21 protein-coding genes are annotated in these 18,801 nt (G+C 68.5%); 11 read left to right on the top strand and 10 right to left on the bottom strand.

The window, feature by feature from the left end:
- Positions 1 to 80 precede the first annotated feature (80 nt).
- From AB0N89_RS13105 to AB0N89_RS13095, 3 genes are read left to right on the top strand one after another with little or no spacing between them, the layout of a single operon-like run.
- A complete protein-coding gene (locus AB0N89_RS13105; protein WP_364204034.1) occupies positions 81 to 1,433 on the top strand; it encodes a hypothetical protein in 1,353 nt (450 codons plus the stop codon).
- A gap of 10 nt (positions 1,434 to 1,443) precedes the next feature.
- Complete coding sequence (locus AB0N89_RS13100) at positions 1,444 to 2,145, top strand: response regulator transcription factor (protein ID WP_364204032.1); 702 nt, start codon at positions 1,444 to 1,446, stop codon at positions 2,143 to 2,145.
- Positions 2,142 to 3,191 (top strand): HAMP domain-containing sensor histidine kinase, encoded by a 1,050-nt coding sequence (locus AB0N89_RS13095; RefSeq protein WP_364204031.1) that lies wholly within the window; start codon positions 2,142 to 2,144, stop codon positions 3,189 to 3,191. Before AB0N89_RS13100 ends, AB0N89_RS13095 begins: the two co-directional genes overlap by 4 nt.
- Here the strand turns inward: AB0N89_RS13095 and AB0N89_RS13090 are convergent.
- Positions 3,188 to 3,991, bottom strand: a complete 804-nt coding sequence (locus AB0N89_RS13090) for an MBL fold metallo-hydrolase (protein WP_364204029.1) — start codon at positions 3,989 to 3,991, stop codon at positions 3,188 to 3,190. The genes AB0N89_RS13095 and AB0N89_RS13090 overlap by 4 nt on opposite strands.
- A gap of 71 nt (positions 3,992 to 4,062) precedes the next feature.
- Complete coding sequence (locus tag AB0N89_RS13085; RefSeq protein WP_364204027.1) at positions 4,063 to 5,124, bottom strand: NAD-dependent epimerase/dehydratase family protein; 1,062 nt, start codon at positions 5,122 to 5,124, stop codon at positions 4,063 to 4,065.
- Between the two features lie 128 nt (positions 5,125 to 5,252).
- Here AB0N89_RS13085 and AB0N89_RS13080 point away from each other — a divergent pair, with 128 nt between their 5' ends.
- Positions 5,253 to 5,753: a molybdenum cofactor biosynthesis protein B gene (locus AB0N89_RS13080; protein ID WP_005155592.1), complete on the top strand. Its 501-nt coding sequence runs from the start codon at positions 5,253 to 5,255 to the stop codon at positions 5,751 to 5,753.
- Here AB0N89_RS13080 and AB0N89_RS13075 read toward each other — a convergent pair.
- On the bottom strand, positions 5,750 to 6,028 hold the full coding sequence (locus AB0N89_RS13075) for an Rv0909 family putative TA system antitoxin (RefSeq protein WP_364204025.1): 279 nt from the start codon (positions 6,026 to 6,028) through the stop codon (positions 5,750 to 5,752). The genes AB0N89_RS13080 and AB0N89_RS13075 overlap by 4 nt on opposite strands.
- A gap of 55 nt (positions 6,029 to 6,083) precedes the next feature.
- Between AB0N89_RS13075 and AB0N89_RS13070 the strand changes: the two genes are divergently transcribed.
- Positions 6,084 to 6,257, top strand: a complete 174-nt coding sequence (locus AB0N89_RS13070) for a hypothetical protein (RefSeq protein ID WP_364204023.1) — start codon at positions 6,084 to 6,086, stop codon at positions 6,255 to 6,257.
- 6 nt (positions 6,258 to 6,263) lie between these two features.
- Here AB0N89_RS13070 and mscL read toward each other — a convergent pair whose 3' ends face one another.
- The 6 genes from mscL to AB0N89_RS13040 all read right to left on the bottom strand — a co-directional run bounded on the left by mscL (position 6,264) and on the right by AB0N89_RS13040 (position 11,144).
- A complete protein-coding gene (gene mscL / locus AB0N89_RS13065) occupies positions 6,264 to 6,668 on the bottom strand; it encodes a large-conductance mechanosensitive channel protein MscL (RefSeq protein WP_364204021.1) in 405 nt (134 codons plus the stop codon).
- 93 nt (positions 6,669 to 6,761) lie between these two features.
- Positions 6,762 to 7,403, bottom strand: coding sequence for an SAF domain-containing protein (locus AB0N89_RS13060; RefSeq protein WP_364204019.1), 642 nt, complete (start codon positions 7,401 to 7,403; stop codon positions 6,762 to 6,764).
- Positions 7,404 to 7,518: 115 nt separating this feature from the next.
- A complete protein-coding gene (locus tag AB0N89_RS13055; protein WP_364204017.1) occupies positions 7,519 to 7,857 on the bottom strand; it encodes an FmdB family zinc ribbon protein in 339 nt (112 codons plus the stop codon).
- Between the two features lie 808 nt (positions 7,858 to 8,665).
- Positions 8,666 to 8,794: a hypothetical protein gene (locus AB0N89_RS13050; protein WP_364204015.1), complete on the bottom strand. Its 129-nt coding sequence runs from the start codon at positions 8,792 to 8,794 to the stop codon at positions 8,666 to 8,668.
- 409 nt (positions 8,795 to 9,203) lie between these two features.
- The gene (locus AB0N89_RS13045) at positions 9,204 to 10,133 is read right to left on the bottom strand and encodes an inositol monophosphatase family protein (RefSeq protein WP_364204013.1); all 930 of its coding nucleotides are present in this window, start codon (positions 10,131 to 10,133) and stop codon (positions 9,204 to 9,206) included.
- Positions 10,134 to 10,154: 21 nt separating this feature from the next.
- A complete protein-coding gene (locus AB0N89_RS13040) occupies positions 10,155 to 11,144 on the bottom strand; it encodes a hypothetical protein (protein WP_364204011.1) in 990 nt (329 codons plus the stop codon).
- A gap of 161 nt (positions 11,145 to 11,305) precedes the next feature.
- Here AB0N89_RS13040 and AB0N89_RS13035 point away from each other — a divergent pair, with 161 nt between their 5' ends.
- From AB0N89_RS13035 to AB0N89_RS13015, 5 genes are all read left to right on the top strand, one after another.
- A complete protein-coding gene (locus tag AB0N89_RS13035; RefSeq protein WP_364204009.1) occupies positions 11,306 to 11,764 on the top strand; it encodes a hypothetical protein in 459 nt (152 codons plus the stop codon).
- A 542-nt stretch (positions 11,765 to 12,306) separates the two neighbouring features.
- On the top strand, positions 12,307 to 12,558 hold the full coding sequence (locus AB0N89_RS13030) for an AMED_5909 family protein (protein ID WP_364204007.1): 252 nt from the start codon (positions 12,307 to 12,309) through the stop codon (positions 12,556 to 12,558).
- The gene (locus AB0N89_RS13025; protein ID WP_364204005.1) at positions 12,551 to 12,850 is read left to right on the top strand and encodes a helix-turn-helix transcriptional regulator; all 300 of its coding nucleotides are present in this window, start codon (positions 12,551 to 12,553) and stop codon (positions 12,848 to 12,850) included. The genes AB0N89_RS13030 and AB0N89_RS13025 overlap by 8 nt, the downstream gene beginning before the upstream one ends.
- Positions 12,851 to 13,202: 352 nt before the next feature.
- Positions 13,203 to 14,894 carry a methyltransferase domain-containing protein gene (locus tag AB0N89_RS13020; protein ID WP_364204004.1) on the top strand — a complete coding sequence of 564 codons (1,692 nt, stop codon included), beginning with the start codon at positions 13,203 to 13,205 and terminating at the stop codon, positions 14,892 to 14,894.
- Complete coding sequence (locus tag AB0N89_RS13015; RefSeq protein WP_364204002.1) at positions 14,887 to 16,260, top strand: aminotransferase class V-fold PLP-dependent enzyme; 1,374 nt, start codon at positions 14,887 to 14,889, stop codon at positions 16,258 to 16,260. Before AB0N89_RS13020 ends, AB0N89_RS13015 begins: the two co-directional genes overlap by 8 nt.
- Here the strand turns inward: AB0N89_RS13015 and AB0N89_RS13010 are convergent.
- Positions 16,218 to 17,480: an FAD-binding protein gene (locus tag AB0N89_RS13010; protein WP_364204000.1), complete on the bottom strand. Its 1,263-nt coding sequence runs from the start codon at positions 17,478 to 17,480 to the stop codon at positions 16,218 to 16,220. The two genes, AB0N89_RS13015 and AB0N89_RS13010, sit on opposite strands and share 43 nt — an antisense overlap.
- Positions 17,481 to 17,636: 156 nt before the next feature.
- Between AB0N89_RS13010 and AB0N89_RS13005 the strand changes: the two genes are divergently transcribed.
- A complete protein-coding gene (locus AB0N89_RS13005) occupies positions 17,637 to 18,650 on the top strand; it encodes a methyltransferase (protein ID WP_364203998.1) in 1,014 nt (337 codons plus the stop codon).
- The last annotated feature ends 151 nt before the right edge of the window (positions 18,651 to 18,801 follow it).

Here is an 18,801-nt window from a genome sequence, read left to right as displayed (position 1 = left end):
CCGAATCATGACGTCGGTCAAGTTCTTACCGAGTTCTGACGGTCCTCGTCCTCACGCCGCCGGGCGGCGGGAACGCGGTTATGGTGCCGGTGATGTCCACTGTCACCGCCCCCTCCCGCACGGGCCGCCGGGCCGATCTGATCGTCGTCGGGCTGGCGATGCTCGTGGTCGCCGCCGCGATCGCGGTCGGCCTCTATCACAACCGTCCCGGCTCGGACGTGGTGATCTACGCCTTCGCGCCGCCGCTGTTCGGGTTGTGGCTGCCGCACGTGGGACCGGGCTCGGTCGCCGCCGTCGTGCTCGCCCTCCTCGTCGTCACCAAAGGTCCCTTGCTCGCCGCGCGGCTGCGCTGGCGCCCGCTGCTCGCGCTCGGCTACGTGACGGCGCTGGCGTGGACGTTCTCGCTGGCGATGATCGACGGCTGGGCGCGCGGGTTCACCGGCAGGCTGGCCACCGAACACGAGTACCTGCACGAGGTCCCGGGGATCACCGACATCCCGAAGATGCTGAGCGAATTCTCTTCGCGCATCCTCGATTACCAGCCGAACTCGTGGACGACCCACGTTTCCGGGCATCCGCCGGGCGCGACGCTGGTCTTCGTCTGGCTCGACAGGCTCGGCCTGCACGGCGGCGCCTGGGCGTCGACGTTCGTCGTGCTGGTCGGCTGCCTGGCCGTGGTCGCGGTGCCGGTGACGCTCTCCGCGCTGGGCAGGCAGGACGCCGCGAGGACGGTCCTGCCGTTCGCCGTGCTGACCCCGGGCGCGATCTGGCTCGGCGTTTCGGCGGACGGGATGTTCGCCGGGGTGACGGCGACCGGGATCGCGCTGCTGGCGCTCGCCACGCGACGGCGGATCCTCGCGCTCCCCGGTGGTCTGCTGCTCGGGTTCGGGCTCTTCCTCTCCTACGGTCTCGTCCTGCTGGGCGTGATCGTGCTCGCCGTCGTCCTGCTGACCCGCGAATGGCGGATCCTGCTGCTCGCCGCGGCGGGCGTCGCGGTGGTCGTCGTGGCGTTCGCGCTGACCGGCTTCTGGTGGGTCGACGGGTATCACCTGGTGGTCGAGCGCTACTACCAAGGGATCGCGACACTGCGCCCGTACTCCTACTGGGTGTGGGCGGACATCGCGGCGGTGCTGATCGCGATCGGACCGGCCGTGATCGCCGGGACGCGGCGGGCCGGGGCGGCGTTCCTCGCCGGGCCGAAACGGTCGTTCCGCGACCCGGTCGTCCTGATCGTGCTGGCCGCGGCGCTGACGATCGCTTTCGCCGACCTTTCCGGCCTGTCGAAGGCGGAGGTCGAACGCATCTGGCTACCGTTCGAGGTGTGGCTGCTGCCCGCGGTGGCGCTGCTGCCGTCGAAAGGGCGGCGGTGGTGGCTCGCCGCGTCGGCGGCCACGGCGCTGGTGGTGAACCATCTGGTGCTGACGAGCTGGTGAGGTGGACCGTATGACGGAACAGGGCCGCGTGCTCGTGGTCGACGACGACGAGACCGTGCGGGACGTCGTCCGGCGGTACCTGGAGGTCGCGGGTTTCGACGTCGACGTCGCCGGGGACGGCACCGAGGGGTTGCGGCTGTTCTCCGAGACCGGGCCGGACCTCGTCGTCCTCGACGTCATGATGCCCGGGCTCAACGGGCTGGAGGTGTGCCGTCGGCTGCGGCAGGTGAGCCAGGTGCCGGTCGTGATGCTGACCGCGCTCGGCGAGGAGGAGAACCGGATCGCCGGGCTCCAGCTCGGCGCCGACGACTACGTCACGAAACCCTTCAGCCCCAAGGAACTCGCGTTGCGCGTGGCGTCGGTCCTGCGGCGGGCGCGGATGCCGCGGCCGGAACCCGCGGCGCGCACCGTCATCGACGGGGACCTCTCGTTGCAGATGACGGCGCGGCAGGCGACCCTCGGCGGCGTCGAACTTCCCTTGACGAGCCGGGAATTCGATCTGCTCGCGTTCTTCCTCGCCCATCCCGGCGTGGCGTTCTCCCGCGCCGATCTGCTGGAGAAGGTCTGGGGCTGGGACTTCGGCGACCAGTCCACCGTGACCGTCCACGTCCGACGGTTGCGGGAGAAGATCGAGCGGAACCCGGCCAAACCCGTCCGCGTCGCCACCGTCTGGGGCGTCGGCTACCGGTACGACCCGGTGGCACGGCCGTGATCGGCTCCGGGGAGTCGCTCGGCGAGATGCTGGCGCACGCCTGGCACATCCTGCCGTTCGCGCTGATGTTCGCGGTGCCGGTGGTGCTGCTCGGCGTGCTGGCGTTGTACCTGCTCAGGCGCGGTTCGCTGGCCAGCACGATGACGATCCTCGTGCTGATCCCGGTGCTCGCGACGCTGATCGCGGTGCTCGGGATCAGCGGGTTCATGTTCACCCCCGCGCTGACCACGATGACGCTGGTCTGTCTGCTGGTCGCGCTGGTGACCGTGCCGGCGGCGCTCGGGCTCGGCCGCATGATCGCGCGGCGCAGTGTGTGGGAGCGGGAAGCGCGGGAACGGGAGCGCGCGGCGGAGGCGTCGCGGCGCGAACTCGTCGCGTGGATCAGCCACGACCTGCGCAGCCCGCTGGCCGGGATCCAGGCGATGGCCGAGGCCGTCGCGGACGGCATCGTCGCGGAGCCGATCGAGGTCACCGGCTACGCGCGGCGGATCAGCGGCGAGACCACGCGGTTGTCGGGCATGGTCGGCGACCTGTTCGAGCTGTCGCGGATCACCGCGGGCGCGCTGGAACTGACCATGGCCGCGGTGCCGCTGCGCGACGTCGTGAGCGACGCCGTCGCCGCGCAGGCGCCACTCGCGGAACAGAAACGCGTGCGGATGATCGAGGACGCCGACGTGTGGCCGGTCGTCTCCGGCAGTGATCCGGAGCTGGCGCGGATCGTGCGCAACCTCGTCTCCAACGCCGTGCGGCACACCCCGCCGGACGGGACGGTCGCGGTCCAGATCGGCATCGAAGGCGGCGAGGCGCTGCTGGCGGTCTCCGACGGCTGTGGCGGCATCCCCGACGACGAGATCGGGCGCGTCTTCGACGTCGCGTTCCGCGGGACACCGGCGCGGACGCCCGAGCGCGGCGGGCTGGCGAGCGGCGGCGGGCTCGGGCTGGCGATCGCGAAGGGCCTCGTCGAGGCCCATCGCGGCCGCATCGGCGTCCGGAACCACGGTCCGGGCTGCCGCTTCGAGGTCCGGCTGCCGTTGGCGATGCCCTAAAGGCGCAGGAAGCCCATGTCCGGGAAGTGCGCGGGCGCGATGATCGCGCCGGTTTCTTCGGCTTCGGCGAGGAAGCGCCGCCGGGTGCGGAGCGCGAGGTCCGGGTCGATGTCGCCGAGGAAGCCCACGCGCGTGTCCGTGAGCTGCGCGGGCGTGTGCAGGACGTCGCCGAGCAGCAGCAGGCGCTCGTCGTCCGCGGTGATGTCGAGGACGTAGTGACCCGGCGTGTGGCCGGGGGCGTGTCTCGCCACGATCCCGGGCGCGATCTCGGCGTCGTCGCCGCTGATCGCCTCGGTCAGGCCCGCGGCGCGCGCGGTCTCCATGCCGACGCGAGGCCAGTCGCCCGTTCCGGCGGGCTCGATCAGGGCGTCCCAGTCGAGCTGCCCGAAGACGACCTGAGCGCTGGGGAAGGTCAGGTCGCCTTCGGGGGCGATCCAGCCGATGTGGTCGTTGTGCAGGTGGGTGAGGAAGACGGTGTCGATCTCGTCGACCGGGCAGCCGGCCTTGTCCAGCGCGGCCGCGAGGTCGCCGCCCGTGCCCATCGGCGGGGTGGGGTCGCCCTTGGCGGGCGTCATGCCCTTGGGGAAGGCGAACTCGCGCGGGCCGAGGCCGGTGTCGACGAGGATCGTGCGGCCGGTGCCGCGGATCAGGAACGCGCCGGTCGGGACGTGGACGGTGCCGTCCTCGTCGAAGACGTCCGCGTGGGCTTCGGGGTCGAGACCGGGGAAGAACGCGAGCGGCAGCCTGATCAGGCCGTCGCCGAGCGCCTCGATCTCGATGTCTCCGACGGTGATGCCCACCAAAACCCCCAAAAAAGTCGATTCCGTTGCCGGGAACGACAACCGAGCGGGGGCGGGGTCTGTTCCCGGTTTCAGGAAGCGACCGGTTCCCGCAGTTCAGCGGTGGCGAACCCGGCGATGCCTTCGGCGAAACCGGTTCGCGCGCTGAAGCCGAGCAGGCGTCGGGCGCGGGCCGGGTCGGCGACGACGTGCCGGACGTCGGCGGGCCGGGCGCCACCGACGATCTTCGGAGCCGGGCCGTCGCAGGCCTTCGCGAGCTCTACGGCGAGTTCGCCGACGGAGTGCGACTGCCCGGAACAGATGTTCAGCGGTGTCAGGTCGCCTTCGGGGCCGTCGGTGGTCAGCGCCAGGACGTTCGCCCTCGCGACGTCGTGGACGTGGACGAAATCGCGCTGCTGCTTGCCGTCCTCCAGCACTGTCGGCGCCTCGCCGCGCAGGAGCGAGGACCTGAACAGCGACGCGACGCCCGCGTACGGGGTGTTCTGCGGCATCCGGGGCCCGTAGACGTTGTGGTAGCGCATGGCCCAGACCGTCCCGCCGGTCTGCCGGGCCCACGCCGCCGCCAGATGTTCTTGCGCGAGCTTGGTGGCCGCGTAGGTGCTTCGCGGCCGCAACGGCGCGTCCTCGGGGACCAGCCGCCAGTCGAGCTCGGCGCCGCACGCCGGGCACGCGGGCTCGAAGCAACCGGCGTCCACATCGGACTGTTCGCGCGGCGACGGCGGGATGATCCCGTGGATGGGGCATTCGTAGCGGCCTTCGCCGTAGACGACCATCGACGACGCGAGCACCAGCTTCCGGACTCCGGCCCGGTGCATCGCGGCGAGCAGCACCGCCGTCCCGTAGTCGTTGTTCAGCGCGTACGACGGAGCGTCGGAGGGATCGACGCCGTGTCCGACGACGGCCGCCTGATGACAGACCGAGTCGACCCCGTCCAGCAGCTCGGCGACCAGCTCCGTGTCGGTGACGTCGCCGCGCAGGAACCGGTGTCGGCCGGTGTACCCGGGCGGACGCGAAGAACCGTGCGCGGTGCGCAAAAGATTGTCGAGGACGACGACCTCGTGGCCCTGATCGGACAGCAGATCGGCGATGTGGGAGCCGATGAACCCGGCCCCGCCGGTTACCAGTGTTCGCACCTTTCCGACGCTAGGGGCGATCCCGGCCGTCAGCGCCGGATCCGCGGCTCACGTCAGGGAATCGTCACAACTCGCGGCCCGCGGCACCACGGGAGCGAAGATCAGCCGAAACCGGATACGGTGTGCGTATGGAACGGAGCGCACAACGGCTGGGCCGCGCACTGGTGGTCATCGTGGACGACCGGGTCGCCCACGGCGAACACGAGGACAACACGGGACCGTTGGTCACGGAGCTGCTCGAAGAGGCCGGGTTCATCGTCGACGGCGTCGTGGTGGTCGAGGCCGAGACGGCCGCGATCCGCAACGCGCTCAACACCGCGGTGATCGGCGGCGCCGACCTGGTGATCACCGTCGGCGGCACGGGGGTCTCCCCGCGCGACCGCACACCCGACGCGACGGCCGGTGTGCTCGACCGTCCGATCCCGGGCATCGGCGAGGCACTGCGCGCGTCCGGTCTGGCCGCCGGCGCGGTGGACGCGGGCATCTCCCGCGGGCTCGTCGGCGTCTCCGGCAGCACGCTGGTGGTCAACCTCGCGGGTTCGCGCGCGGCCGTCCGCGACGGCATGGCGACGCTCTCGTCGCTCGTGCCGTACGTGATCGACGAGCTGTCCGGGCTCGAAGAGGCCTAGTTCTTGGCGGCGGGTCCGGGTTCGGTCCCGGGCTCGCCCTTTTTGTCCTGGTGGAGTACTCCTTCCACTTTTTCGGTGACCTGGCCGATCTTGTCCTCGAACCGGCCGCCGGTGACCTTGTTCGCCCCGGCGGACGCCGCCGTGACGCCCTTGGCGGCGACGTCGCCCGCCTTCTCGGCCAGCGGCCCGGCCTTCTCGCGGACTTCGCCCGCGACCTCTTCCGCCTTGTGGACGGCCTGCGCGGCCAGCCCCTTCGCTTTGTCGACAATGCCCATGCGCTGATGGTCCCACCGGTGGGCGGCGCCCGCGACCGGTGCGAAAATGGACGTCATGCCAGGTGAAGACGAGGACAAGCGCCCTTCCGCGGCGAACCGGCGCCGGGTCGACGAGATCTTCGGCGACGTCCTGCCCGACACGACCTCCGACGAGCGAGAGCCGGGGCAGCGCGCCCCGGACTCCGACTCGTGGTACCTGGAGAACCGGCCGCCTCATCACGACCGGTGATCCGGGTCAGCCCTGGCGGTTCTGCTGCGCGCGCAGCAGGTCGCGGATCTCGGTGAGCAGCTCGACGTCGGTCGGCTCCGCCGGGCCCGCCTCTTCACCGCGCTTGCGGCGCTCCTGGACGTGCTTGACCGGCAGCACGATCACGAAGTAGACGACACCCGCGACCAGCACGAAGTTGATCGCCGCGTTGATCACGCCGCCGAAGTCGAGGAACGTGGCGTCGTTCGCGGCCAGGATGTTGAACCCCAGCCCCTTGGCGGCGTCCGACCCGCCGATGGTGTTGATCAGCGGTTTGATCAGGCCGTTCGTGAAAGCCGTGACGATCGCCGTGAACGCCGCGCCGATGACCACCGCGACCGCGAGGTCGACGACGTTCCCGCGCATCAGGAAGTCCTTGAAACCCTTGAGCAAGACGCTCTCCTCTTCACCTGGGACGGTTCGCCGACCGTCCCTTTTTCCGTACCGGGGGGACGCAGGCGCCCGCCGCCACCGGGCAGGCGCGAGCTAGCGGAGGGTAACCGTTAGGGACCGTTCCAGCGAAGTGGCCGCGACCCGTGTCGCGAGGGCGGAAGGCAGGGAAAGCAGCACCAAAGGTCCCTTGCTCCCGGCTCCGGCGGCCTTCGGGTCACGGGTGCCCTGCTCGCCGACGGCCGCCACCATGGCCATGCTGGCCAGCACAGACGCCTCTCGTCTCGGCTCGGCGGCCGCGACGACGTCGACCCGTTGGCCCGGCCTCAGCAATTCGGCGACAGCGGCGTCGGCGAGCCGCACCGGGACGGTCGAGCTCTCGGGATCACCCGATCCGGGGATGGCCGTGTCCAGCAGGCGGACGTCCGTCAGCGGTTCACCGGCTCGCGCCGCGCCGACGAGCATCCGTCCTTCCACAGAGGCCCGCTGACCGGTGGCACCCTGTGGACGGACGTCGTCCGGGAGGTCGACGAGTTCGAGGTCCCCTGCGCGCAGCAGCGCCCCGGCCGGGAGGTCACGTGCGGAGACCACGGTCGCGACGCCGGGCGCGCCGCGGGCGGACGCGGGCAGGAAGAGCGCGACCAGGCCGCTGAGCAGCAGAGACAGGGCAAGCCAGCGACGGAGCAGCCGAGCGGGCCTGCCGCGGAGTCTTCGCAGGACGGGCAGATCGTGGAACACGGGATTCCCCCTCGTCGATCGGTGATGATCTCGACGCTAGGGGCCGTCCGCCGCCCGGGAAAGAACGAAAACCCCCGGCTGTGGATAACCGGGGGCCTGTGGACAACTCGGGAGGTCAGGAAGCGGCGGCGGCCGTTTTCGTCGTACCCGTGGAGGAGGATGCCGAGCTCTTCGTGTCCGACTTCGACTCGGTCTTCGACTCCGACTTGGTCTCGGTCTTGCCCTCGCTCTTGGACTCGTTCTTGGACGACGAACTCGAGGTCGTGTTGGCCTTCGAGTCGCGCGAATCGTTGCGGTAGAACCCGCTGCCCTTGAAGACCACGCCGACCGAGCTGAAGACCTTGCGAAGCGGGCCCGAGCACTGCGGGCACACGGTCAAGCTCGCGTCGGAGAACGACTGCACGGCCTCGAAAGCGTGGTCGCATTCCTTGCAGGCGTACTGGTAGGTGGGCACTGCTGCTCCTTCGTGCATTGGCACTCAGCCGACAAGAGTGCTAACGCCACACGGTACCGGGGCATTCCGACGCAGGTCAAACAAGGTTTCCCAAGGTCACATGAGGACCTGGTCACGCCCTCTGTTCCGTACCTGTTCCGTGCCGGACCGAGATCGGCTCCGGTCCAGGGTACGAGCCGTCATGGGCTGAGTGATCTCCCCGCGTGCGACCTGGCCGGGCTGATTCGTCGTGCAAGCCTGATCGAAGTCTCGTGTCCATCAGGCGTCGTAGGTCTGTCACAGCCTGGCGTCCAACCTGGGGTCGCGCGATCGACACCCCTTCTGACCTGCCGGTTTCCGGTTGTCACTAATGGTCAACACTGGGCGACGTCTGACGGGCTGGATACGGCGTGACGCGGTGGCAGTTCGCCCCGTCTTCCTCGCCCCTGCCGCTGTTAGCGCCGGGCTGCCGGTGTCAAGGGTGAGCGCAGCTCATCGCGTAGCGACGCCGTAGGCGCCCTTGATGGCGGTGGCTCGGTGTTAAACGATCGCCAGCGAGGTAGGCCATCTCGGGCCTCTGAATGCGTCTGTCTAGGTCTGAGGAAGTAACGACGAACTGCTAGGACTCATCACGGACCACGCTAAACCAACCTCAGAACATGTCATGCCACGTCATGCCACGTCAGAACACGTCACAACACGCGTCTGAGATGTCGGGTGTGGGTACACCGCAGAGATACAGTGCAGTGGATAAGGTCGAATCTTTGTCCGATGAAGTTCCCGTCGGGGTCACTCCGAGTGAGCGACCCCGACGGGGGGTTACCGCTGATCAGCGTTGGTACCAGGCGGCCAAACCTAGTAGCACCAGCACGACCACGGTTACCAGGTGGTTCACCGTCAGCGTCACCTTGCCGGTGATGCTGACGGTGAACCGGTTCTTACGGCCATGACGAGCCACGGCCTTCACCTATCCCATTCCCCGAAGTACTGCGCGAGCGAGTGCCCGGCAGCGTCGAGATGTCGGGGTGTTCCTCGACGGCCGTGCCAGGAACCGACTGGGGTAAGGCTGCCTGTGCAGCGTAGAAGGCGAACCCGACACGAACGGCATCCGACACGCGAACTGTGGCCAATGCGCATAGCGGCGGATTATGCGCATAGGCGGCGCGCTGCGGGTGCTGCCCTGCGGCGGGCTCGCCCGGCGGCGCCTGCCGGAGCGGAGCGGGAGGCCGGCGTCGCCTCCTGGGCGTAGCCCGCCGGACGGGTGGTGACCCGCGCGCCGCCAACGGCGGCGCCTTGATCCCATAGAGCCAAATTCGGCAGGACTCGCTTGTCTGCGCTTCGGCGGCCGCTCGGGGCGTCAGGGTGGGCTACACGCGCAGCGTCTTAACGATCTCGTCGGCAAGGCTGGCGTTACCGGCGGCAACGAACTTTTGGCGCGGGTTCATCGCCGCGGTGATGTCAGCGAGCGAATCGAAGCTGTAGTCAAGGGAGAGCGGTCGGCCCTGGAGATCGACGACGGTTCCGCCTGCGGCATGAAGCACGTAGTGGCCTGGAGCTAGGTCCCAGATGGCGAATCCCTTTGCGAACTCGACAGTGGCGTCGGTCAGTCCGGCGGCCACGTGGCACAAGCTCACTGAACCGAAGTCGACACCGATGCGCCCCTTCTTCTTGTCCCCGGCGGACGGTGCGCTGAGAGCGGCTAGGAATCCCTCCTGCTGTGCAAGGGGAGCGAACCGCGCATCTGGGCGCATTAAGTAGTTGGTCACCAGGGCTTCCGCGAGGTTGGCTTGCGAGGGCTGGTCGAGCACGTACCTCGTGGAGTCGGCTGTGACCATGAACGCCCGGTCAACGCCTTCGTCGTCTCGCGCGCCGACGTAGAGCTGAATGTGGTGGAAGATATCTCCGATCACCGAAACGATCGGCCTGGCGAGAGCACGAGAGTAGACCATGATGTGCGTGTAGCCGTAGAGGCCGCGCACCGCGAGTTCGCTGGTGTCCAAGGGGTCGACAAGAATGCAAAGATCAGGGTCGGGGTCTGGGCCGATCACTTCCGGGTCGGCTTCCTCTGATGCGTAGACGAAGGACGTCAGGTGTTCGGCGATGGCTTCCTTGTAGCGTCGATGCATCCACAGGTCGAAGTCTGAAAGGAAGTTGTCACTATGGCGAACGTTCTCGTGTTCTCCGCGATTGCCAGTGATGGCGGCTTTCACCAGGCGGGGCCGGATTTCGAGCATCATTCCCTTGACCAGATCGGCGATGCGTGCGGCCAAGTCGGGGATTGACGGTTCGTGGTTCATCGAGTGGGCCACCTTCGTGATCTATCGCAGTTCCAGCGGAGGTTCAATGCCGGGCGGGCTCATGGTCGCGGCGATGAAGATAGCGGAGAAGTCTGCCTTCCGCAGGTTGTGCACGCCTGCAAGGTCATCGAAGCTGTAGGCGCGGGGATCGTCGCCTTTGGTCATGGCTCCGAATACGGCAAAATACAGGTCGGCAGTCGGGTAGCGTGCACGAACTTGCTTTTCGAGGTATCCGATAGCGTCGGAATGCTTGACCTCGAAATCACAGAGAACGATAGTCGGGTGATCTTTGGCCTCGGGGAACACGGAAGCGTCGTCAAGTTCGATACCGCCGCGAACCTTGTTGCATCGCAGGTAGCCGATGGGGCATCGCGAAAACCGTGAAGACGAAAGAAAAGTTGCCATGACCAAACCTGCCTCGTTGATGCCGAAGCAGATATCAACGTCGAGGCGGCTGCCGAGATTCTTGATCTGATTGCCGAGTCGCTCGATCCCCAGACCGAATGTTTCCCAATTCAAGTCCAGTAACCGACCTGGCTGGGGGTTCGGTAGCGAGAAGACGTCGATAGTAGAATCGCCGAATTCGGCCCTGGGGACCGCGAGGGCGAATTCTTCGCCGACCTGGTTTCCTGGGGCGGCTCGGGCACCCTCTGTATGAATCCTCTGCGGGGGAGACTCTTGAGCAGGAGTTTCCGCCCTTGTCTGGGGTGGCTCGGGTACAAACTCGATTCCGCCTTCGTGTGGCCCGAAGAGTTGTTCGGCTTGCCAGCCGGGGAGCATCGCTTCAAGGATTCGGCAGTGGTCCGCGTAGGGCAGGCCGACGAGTTCGCCGGACAGCCATCGATAAAACTGCGCTTTGCTGGGAAAGCTGCCCCTCAGGCTCTTGTCGACCTTCTCGGCCACCTTGTCGTACTCGCGGCAGAACGCGCGGTAGCTCTGCAAGTGTCGTCCTCTGAGTAGGACTTTGAGGACGATCGGCCGGGCTTCCTGAGCTGTGGTGTCGGGGCTCATGAGACCAACGTAGCACGGGAGACGAGACAAGACGAGACAAGGTGAGTGCGAGACGCTGTGAGGCGAGACCGAGACGGTGTCGTGACGGGACACTCATTTGGCCGATTGTTGTAGGTACGCCGGTAAAGGCGTATCCGACAAGCGGGAAGGTTCACTACGACATGGCGATCGAAAAGGGCATCCGATTCAGCGTTGACCACGATGACGCGTTTCCGCAGGGTCTTGTGGTGGTGGGCGAGGTTTCGCCGGACAACGAATATCAGTCGCGTGAGGAGAGGGCGCAGGGGCGGCCGACGAGGCAGCGGGTGGACGAGGTGACCGGGAAGCGGCAGTGGAAGTTCATGGCGACCGACCCCGGTGAGACGAAGGCGAAGCGGGCTTCGTTCAAGATCACGCTGCTGGCCGACGTGCAACCGGTGCCCACGACGGGCGAGGTGATGCCGGGTATGCGCCCGGTGGAGCTGGACGGGCTGACCGCTGAGCCGAAGGTGGCCGGGCAGGGTGAGTACAAGTACCTGTCCTACGTGTTCCGTGCTACCGGATTCAAGGCGGCGGGAAGTGGCGCGGGCGGGAAGGCTTCCCGGTCGACGGCGGGTGAGTCCTCGGCCAAGGCCGCGTGACGGCACTGACTTCTAGAGGGAAGTGGTGTCGTGACGTCGAAAAAGCAGGTGTCCGCGTGGGAGTCGGCGTATCGCGTTTATCGGGACGCGGCGGACGTGGATGCGCGGTCGCGGGGCGCGAATCCGGATGTTGCGCGAGAGATGGCGGCGGCGTCGCGGTTGGTCGCTCAGGCATGGCGAGCGCTGGGCAGTGATCCCGACCTGCCGTGGTGGGTGGTCGCCGCCGTGGGGTCCGCCGCGCAAGCCTTCGAGGACCAGGCACGGCAGTGGGAACGCAAGGCGGGAGGTGACGAGTATGCGGGAGGGGTTCGGCCCAACGTGGGTGATCAGTCCGTGGGACGAGGTGACGGTGGAGGAAACTGGTTCGGGTCCGGGGTCGCCCCCGGCGCTGGTGCTGTCGGGCATAGCGGGATCGCTGACGATCCGTCCTCCCGAACATCGGGGCGACTGGCTGAGCCGGGCCGTCTTCCTTCGCCGACTCCGCGATTGCGCGGACGAACTGGCGGCACTGCTCGAAAGCCGCGCACGGGCCGGGGTCTGTGATGACGACTCCGGGCAGGAATGAGCCGCAAACACTCAAGGATGCGCACGACGTTGCGGCAGCGACTCGCCCGCTGCCAGGGGCAAGCCTGTCGACGTGGCTGAAATGGCGGCAGGCCAACGCCAGAATGTATCGCGCGGTGTCCGATGTGGACCGCTTTCATCACCACGAGATTCGGTACTGGGTCGCGCACGAGGACAGCAAGGCGGAAGAACTGGCCGCGAGGATTCAGGCGGAGAAATCGGATGCCTAGCAGCGTGCAGGAATGGGGAGGCAACGGCGACGGCTCGATGCTGGACGGCAAGACGGCGGCGCAATGGTTGCGGCGGGTACGTCGATTTCGGCGACTGACCCAAGCTCAACTGGCCGCGCGATCCGGCATCAGCCCTCGGCACCTCGGCCAACTAGAGCGGGGCGAACGGCCGTTGACCACGGTGACTACAGCGGTCCGCCTGGCGGACGGCCTGGATATCGCACGGGAGCACGTGTGGTTGGTCGCGCTTCGGGAGTTCGAACGTAAGGAGCGCGCACGGTCGCAGGACTGACTCGATAGGCAAGAACTGAATATCGAAATTTTCGCACGTGGTGACGTGTGGCGGATAAACGCGTCCTCACGTGGCTAAAAGTGTCCCTTAAAACGCAGAACCGGCCCTTGGCTACCAACCTGTTCCGGTTCTGCGCCTGTCCACTGGAGCAGTGAACAATGACGAAGATAAATGACGGCACACAGTGCGAGTCAAGGGGGGTCACCCGAACGCGCTGTACGGAATGCAAACGGTTCGCTCGGCTGCTGCCGGGTGAGGAGAAGTGCTCCCCGTGCATGGGGATGCTGCCGCTGCCGATCGTGGTTCCCGCTGCTGGTCTGCGGGGTGGTCGGTGATGAACGCGCAGGAGATCATGACCACGCTTGCGGTCGGCGGCGGCTTGGCGGTGGTGTTGTGGGTGCTGGCCAAGGTCGGCCGTGTACTGGCGAGTGTGTTCGAGGCGCTGGCCGCGTTGGCGGTGCTCGGTGTGGCGCTGTGGGGCCTGCTGCGGGCGGTCGGCTGGGTTGGTCGACAACTCGTCGGGCACTGGCGTACCTGCCTGGCGCTGCTGGGTTTGTGGGCCTGGTGCACGGTGCTGGGCTGGGTATCCCTCGTCGTCACGGTCGGCGTGCTGGCAGCGGTGCTGCTGGTGTGGTGGCGGCTGGACGAGGTGGGCTACGACCAGTGGTGCGGGCGGTGGCTGCGGGCGTGGTGGCTGCGCTGGGCCCTCTACGGGCGCAAGCTCGCCGGGTGGCTGCACGCCTGCGGGCTGACGGTTCGCGATGACGCGATCCCGGTCGACGTGACGGTGAACCTGGTTTCTCGTCGGCGCAAGCGTGAGGCGGTCGCGAAGGCTCGTCAGGAGTCCGGGGTGGCTGTGCCGAAACTCCTGTCGGTCCGCTCGGGGCCGTCGTGGGATGAGGTCCGGGTCCGGTTGGTCCCTGGACAGAAACCGGAAGACTTCGATGAGGCCGCGCGAGAGCTGGCGGTAGCGCGCAAGGTCCAGCGCTGCCAGGTGCGGGAGCTTGAGCCGGATGTGGTGTCCATCGACTTCATGCGCCGCGATCTGCTCGACACGGCGGTGACGTGCCTGCCGGTCCCGGAAATGGTCTCCGTGGACGGCTCGGGCGTAGATCTGCGGGCGGTCTATGCGGGGTCGACCGAGTACGGGACCCCGTGGACGCTGCCGCTGGTCGGTGGTGGCGCGCACACGCTCGTGGCTGGTGCGTCGGGGTCGGGGAAGGGGTCGGTCCTGTGGGCTCCGCTGGTGTCGGCTGCGGCACCGATCCGCGCCGGTCTCATCCGGGTGTCCGGGATCGACCCGAAGGCGGTCGAACTCGCTTACGGGCGCGGGATCTTCGCCCGCTACGGCGTGTCCGGCAGGGAAGCCCTGGAGGTCCTGGACGCGTTGATGGAGGAGCTGGAGAACCGTAAGCGGGTCTTCGCCGGGAACACTCGTCAGGTCCCGGTCTCGGCGGAGTATCCGGTGGAGCTGCTGGAGTTCGACGAGATCGGCGCTCTGACCCGCTATACCGACCGCAAGACCCAGCCCGCCGTCGTCAGGGCGGCCGGAAGGTTTACCGGCACGGTGCTCGACGCGGGCTGCGGATCCGGCGAGAACGCGCTCTACCTCGCGGCGCGAGGGCTCCGGGTGCTGGGTGTCGACGTCGCGGAGACCGCGCTGGACCGAGCACGACGGAAGGCCCGCGACCAAGGCCTCGACGCCGAGTTCGCGACGGCGGACGCGCTGCATCTGGAGCGGCTCCGACGTCGATTCGACACGGTGCTCGATTGCGGTCTCTTCCACACTTTCGACGCGGACGAGCGAGTGGCGTACGTCAAGAGCCTCGAAGCGGTCACCAAGGGGACGCTGTACATCCTGTGTTTCCGCGACGGCGAGAACGCCGGGCCGCACCCGGTGAAACGCGAGGCGCTGACAAAGCCCTTCGGTGCAGGATGGCGTGTGAAGACCATCGCGGAGGAGCGCGTCCGGACCAGGTTCCACGACGAGGACGGCGCTCCCGCGTGGTTCGCGACGATCGAAAGAGAGCCGCCGGATGAGTGAGTTGCGAGACCTGCTGGCCGACGCCGCCGCCCGCGCGGCCGCGTACCGCGAAAGCGTGGCCGACGCTCCGGTCTTCCCGGACGACACGTCGGGCGTCCGCGAGAAGCTCGGCGACCTGCCCGAGATGCCCGTCCCGTCCGCCGATGTGATCCGGCGGCTCGCTGACGCCGTCGAGCCCGCGCTGGTGGGGAGCACCGGGCCGAGGTACTTCGGTTTCGTCACCGGCGGCGCGCTCGACGCCGCGACGGCGGCCGACATGCTGGCGACCGGCTGGGATCAGCCCGCGTTCAACAAGGTCACCTCGCCGGCCGGCGCGATCGTCGAGGAAGTGGCGGGCGAGTGGCTCAAGGACGTCCTCGGCCTGCCGTCCCACGCCTCCTTCGGGTTCGTGACCGGCGGACAGGGCGCGAACACGGTCGGCCTGGCCGCCGCCCGGCATCACGTGCTCGCGCGGGCGGGCTGGGACGTCGAGCGCCGCGGGTTGCCCGGGGCGCCGCCGCTGCGGGTCATCGCGAACGAGGAGCGGCACGCGACGATCGACCGCTCACTCCGTCTCCTCGGACTGGGGACCGACGCCGTCACGCCGGTACGCGCGGACGACCAGGGCGCCCTCGACATCGCCGGGCTGGAGAAGGCGCTCGACGGTCCCGCAATCGTTTGCCTTCAGGCGGGCAACGTGAACACCGGCGCGTTCGACGACTTCGCCGCGGCGACCGAGATCGCCCACCGGCACGGCGCGTGGGTCCACGTCGACGGCGCCTTCGGGCTCTGGGCGGCCGCCGCTCCCGCGCTCAGGCGGCTGACCGCGGGACTGGAAACGGCCGACTCCTGGGCGGTCGACGGGCACAAGTGGCTCAACGTCCCGTACGACAGCGGATACGTCTTCTGCGCCCATCCCGAGTCGCATCGGGCCGCGATGTCGCTCACCGCCGCGTACCTGACCGGCCAGGGCGATGGCGGCGTTCGGGCGCCGAGCGACTACGTCCCGGAGTCCTCACGACGGGCGCGCGGGTTCGCCACGTGGGCGGCGCTCAGCGAGCTGGGACGTTCGGGGATCGCCGAGCTGATCGAGCGATGCTGCGCGCTCGCCCGCAGGTTCGCCGAGCGGCTCGCCGCCGCGGGCATCACCGTCGTGAACGACGTCGTGCTGAACCAGGTTCTCGTCGACTTCGGGGAAGACACCGAGCGCGTGGTCGACGCCGTTCAACGATCCGGTGAGTGCTGGATGGGCGCGACCACGTGGCGCGGCCGGCGGCTGATGCGCATCTCGGTGTCCAACTGGAGCACGACCGAAGCCGACGTCGACCGCAGCGTCGTCGCGATTCAGGCAGCCCGGGCGTCCGTGGCGTCCAGCGGAAAGGCGTAGCTCGCCCCGCCGAGCCGCCGCGCCGTCGCGTGCAGGGCGGCGTTGGCGTCGCGCATACGTTGCAGCGTCACGAGATCCCCGGGCGGCGCGGTCCGCTGGACCCCGAACAGCACGGTGTACGGATCGCGCGCGATCGGGACCCGGGGCGCGGACACGCGCGCGCTCGGGAAGAGATAGAGGAGCACGCTGCCGCCGGCGCCGAGCATGTCGGGCGTCAGCGCGGCCAGCGCGTCGCCGAGCACTTTTTCCGCGTGCGAACCGGGAAGCAGGACGTTCGCGCGGGGATGCGGGTGATACCACGAACCCGTCGACCGCAGAGACGCCTCGATCGGCAGGATCCGGTCGACGAACTCCCGGTACGTCGCCTCGACGATCTCGGCGGAATCGTGCCGGAGGTCGCCGATCGGCGGCGACTGCGCGGAAACCGCCTCCAGGACGAAACGCCAGCGCCCGTCCACGTACCGCGCCTGGCCGTCGACGTGGTCGAAGCGGAGTTCGTCCACCAGCCGCCGCTGATCGCCGAGATACGCGCCGAGATCGTGATACGTCAGGCGATGCCGCCGGACCCTCGACGGCGCGCGGGTCAGCGCGACGGTGGCCCGCGTGATGATCCCGTGCCGTCCCTGCGTCCCGCGGACGGCGTCGAAAAGCGCGGCGTTGGTGCTGGGCGAGCAGGTCACCAGTTCCCCGTCGGGGGTGACGACGTCGAGATCGTGGACGTTGTCCGCCTGCGAGCCGTACCGGTGGCTCGCGCCGCCGAAACCGCCGGTGGACAGCAGACCGCCGACCGAAAGTTCCAGGTAGTCGGGAAGAACGGGCGGGACGCTGCCGGTGCGCAGGGTCGCGTCGACGACCGCGCGCCAGCGGGCGCCCGCGTCCACGCTGATCCGATCCGGGCCGAAGGGGCGGACGCCGCCGAGTGACGACATGTCGACGACGATCCCGGCGTCGACCAAGGCCTGCCCGTCGACCGAGTGGCCGGCGCCGCGGGGTACGACGGGGATTCCGTGCGTGCGGCCGAAGCGCACGAGGGTCGCCACGTCGACGGCGGTGGCCGGGAAGGCGACGGCGAGCGGACGGCGGTGGACGTGGTCGCCGAAGTCCCGCTCAGCGTCCGCGAGGTCACGGTCGCGGACGCTGAGCGTTCCGGCGAGTTCGGGCAGTGCCACGGCTCCGCGTCCGGGGATCGCCAGCCGGGGTTCGAATTCGTGGTGTGCCACGGGATGCGACCTCCGGTCCGGGGAACTGCCCTCTCCTCGGACAACGACGTTAAAGGTCGCGGACGGCGTCTGGCCTCTCCCCGATTGCGAGCAGTCGTGGATAAGCCTTGCCACACCTCGCGCCCCTAGCCTGACCGAAGGGCGAAGGGAGCACTAATGTCGGTCGACGACGCGGGACGGCTCGGGCTGAGGGCGTTGGCGGATCTGGCGACACCGATGGCGGTCCGGGTGGCGGCCACCTTGCGGGTCGCCGATCACATCGCGGCCGGGGCGCGGACCCCGGCGCAACTCGCCGCGGTGACCGGCACGCACGCGGGGGCGCTGGACCGCCTGCTGCTGCACCTGGTCACCGTCGGTCTGTTCACCAGGGACCACACGGGCGCCTACGCGGTGACCGAATTCGGCGAGCAGCTCCGTGACGGTCACCCGCGCAGCAAGCGGAAGTGGCTGGACATGAACGGCGCCATCGGCAAGGGGGACTTGAGTTTCGTCGACCTCGCCCACGCGGTGACGACCGGCGAGGAGTCCTATTCGGTACGCCACGGCGTCCCGTTCTGGGACGACCTCAGCGGCGACGCGGAACTCTCGGCGTCCTTCGACGCGCTGATGGGCCACCACATCGCGCTGGACAACGCGGGCATCGTCGACGCCTACGACTGGGCGGACCTCGGACACGTGGTCGACGTCGCGGGCGGCAGCGGCGCGCTCCTGGAAGCGTTGCTCACCAAGCATTCCGGCTTGCGGGGCACGCTCGTCGACCTGCCGGGACCGGCGGCGAACGCGCGTGACCGGTTCGCCGGGAAAGGACTGGCCGAACGGGTCGACGTCGTTCCGGGGAGCTTCTTCGACCCGCTGCCCGCCGGCGCGGACGCGTACGTGCTGTCGGCGATCATCCACGACTGGGACGACGGGCCGTCCGTCCAGATCCTGAAGCGCTGCGCGGAGGCGGCCGGGGACGACGGCGTCGTGCTGCTCGTCGAGGCGATCGGGTCCGACGGCGAGACCCCGAACACCGGCATGGACCTGCGCATGCTCATCTACAACGGCGGCAAGGAACGCGGTCTCTCCGAACTGGCCGAGCTCGCGCGCATGGCCGGGCTCAAGGTGCGCGGGACGCACCGGGTGGGCCGGAAGTCTTATATGTCCATTGTGGAATTGGTCAAGGCTTAGCGCGTTCCGTGAAGGCCTCCTTGAGGGACCCAGAGTCCCTCAAGGAGGCCTTCACGGACTGTCGCTGTTCCCGAACACGTCGCGAAAGTGGCTTTCGCGACGTGTGGCCCCCGGTACCGGGCTGGGTCACTTCCGAAGTACATGATGGCCC

This window comes from Amycolatopsis sp. NPDC089917 (assembly GCF_040684635.1).
Classification (GTDB): domain Bacteria; phylum Actinomycetota; class Actinomycetes; order Mycobacteriales; family Pseudonocardiaceae; genus Amycolatopsis.
This window is presented reverse-complemented; position numbering and strand designations above follow the sequence as displayed.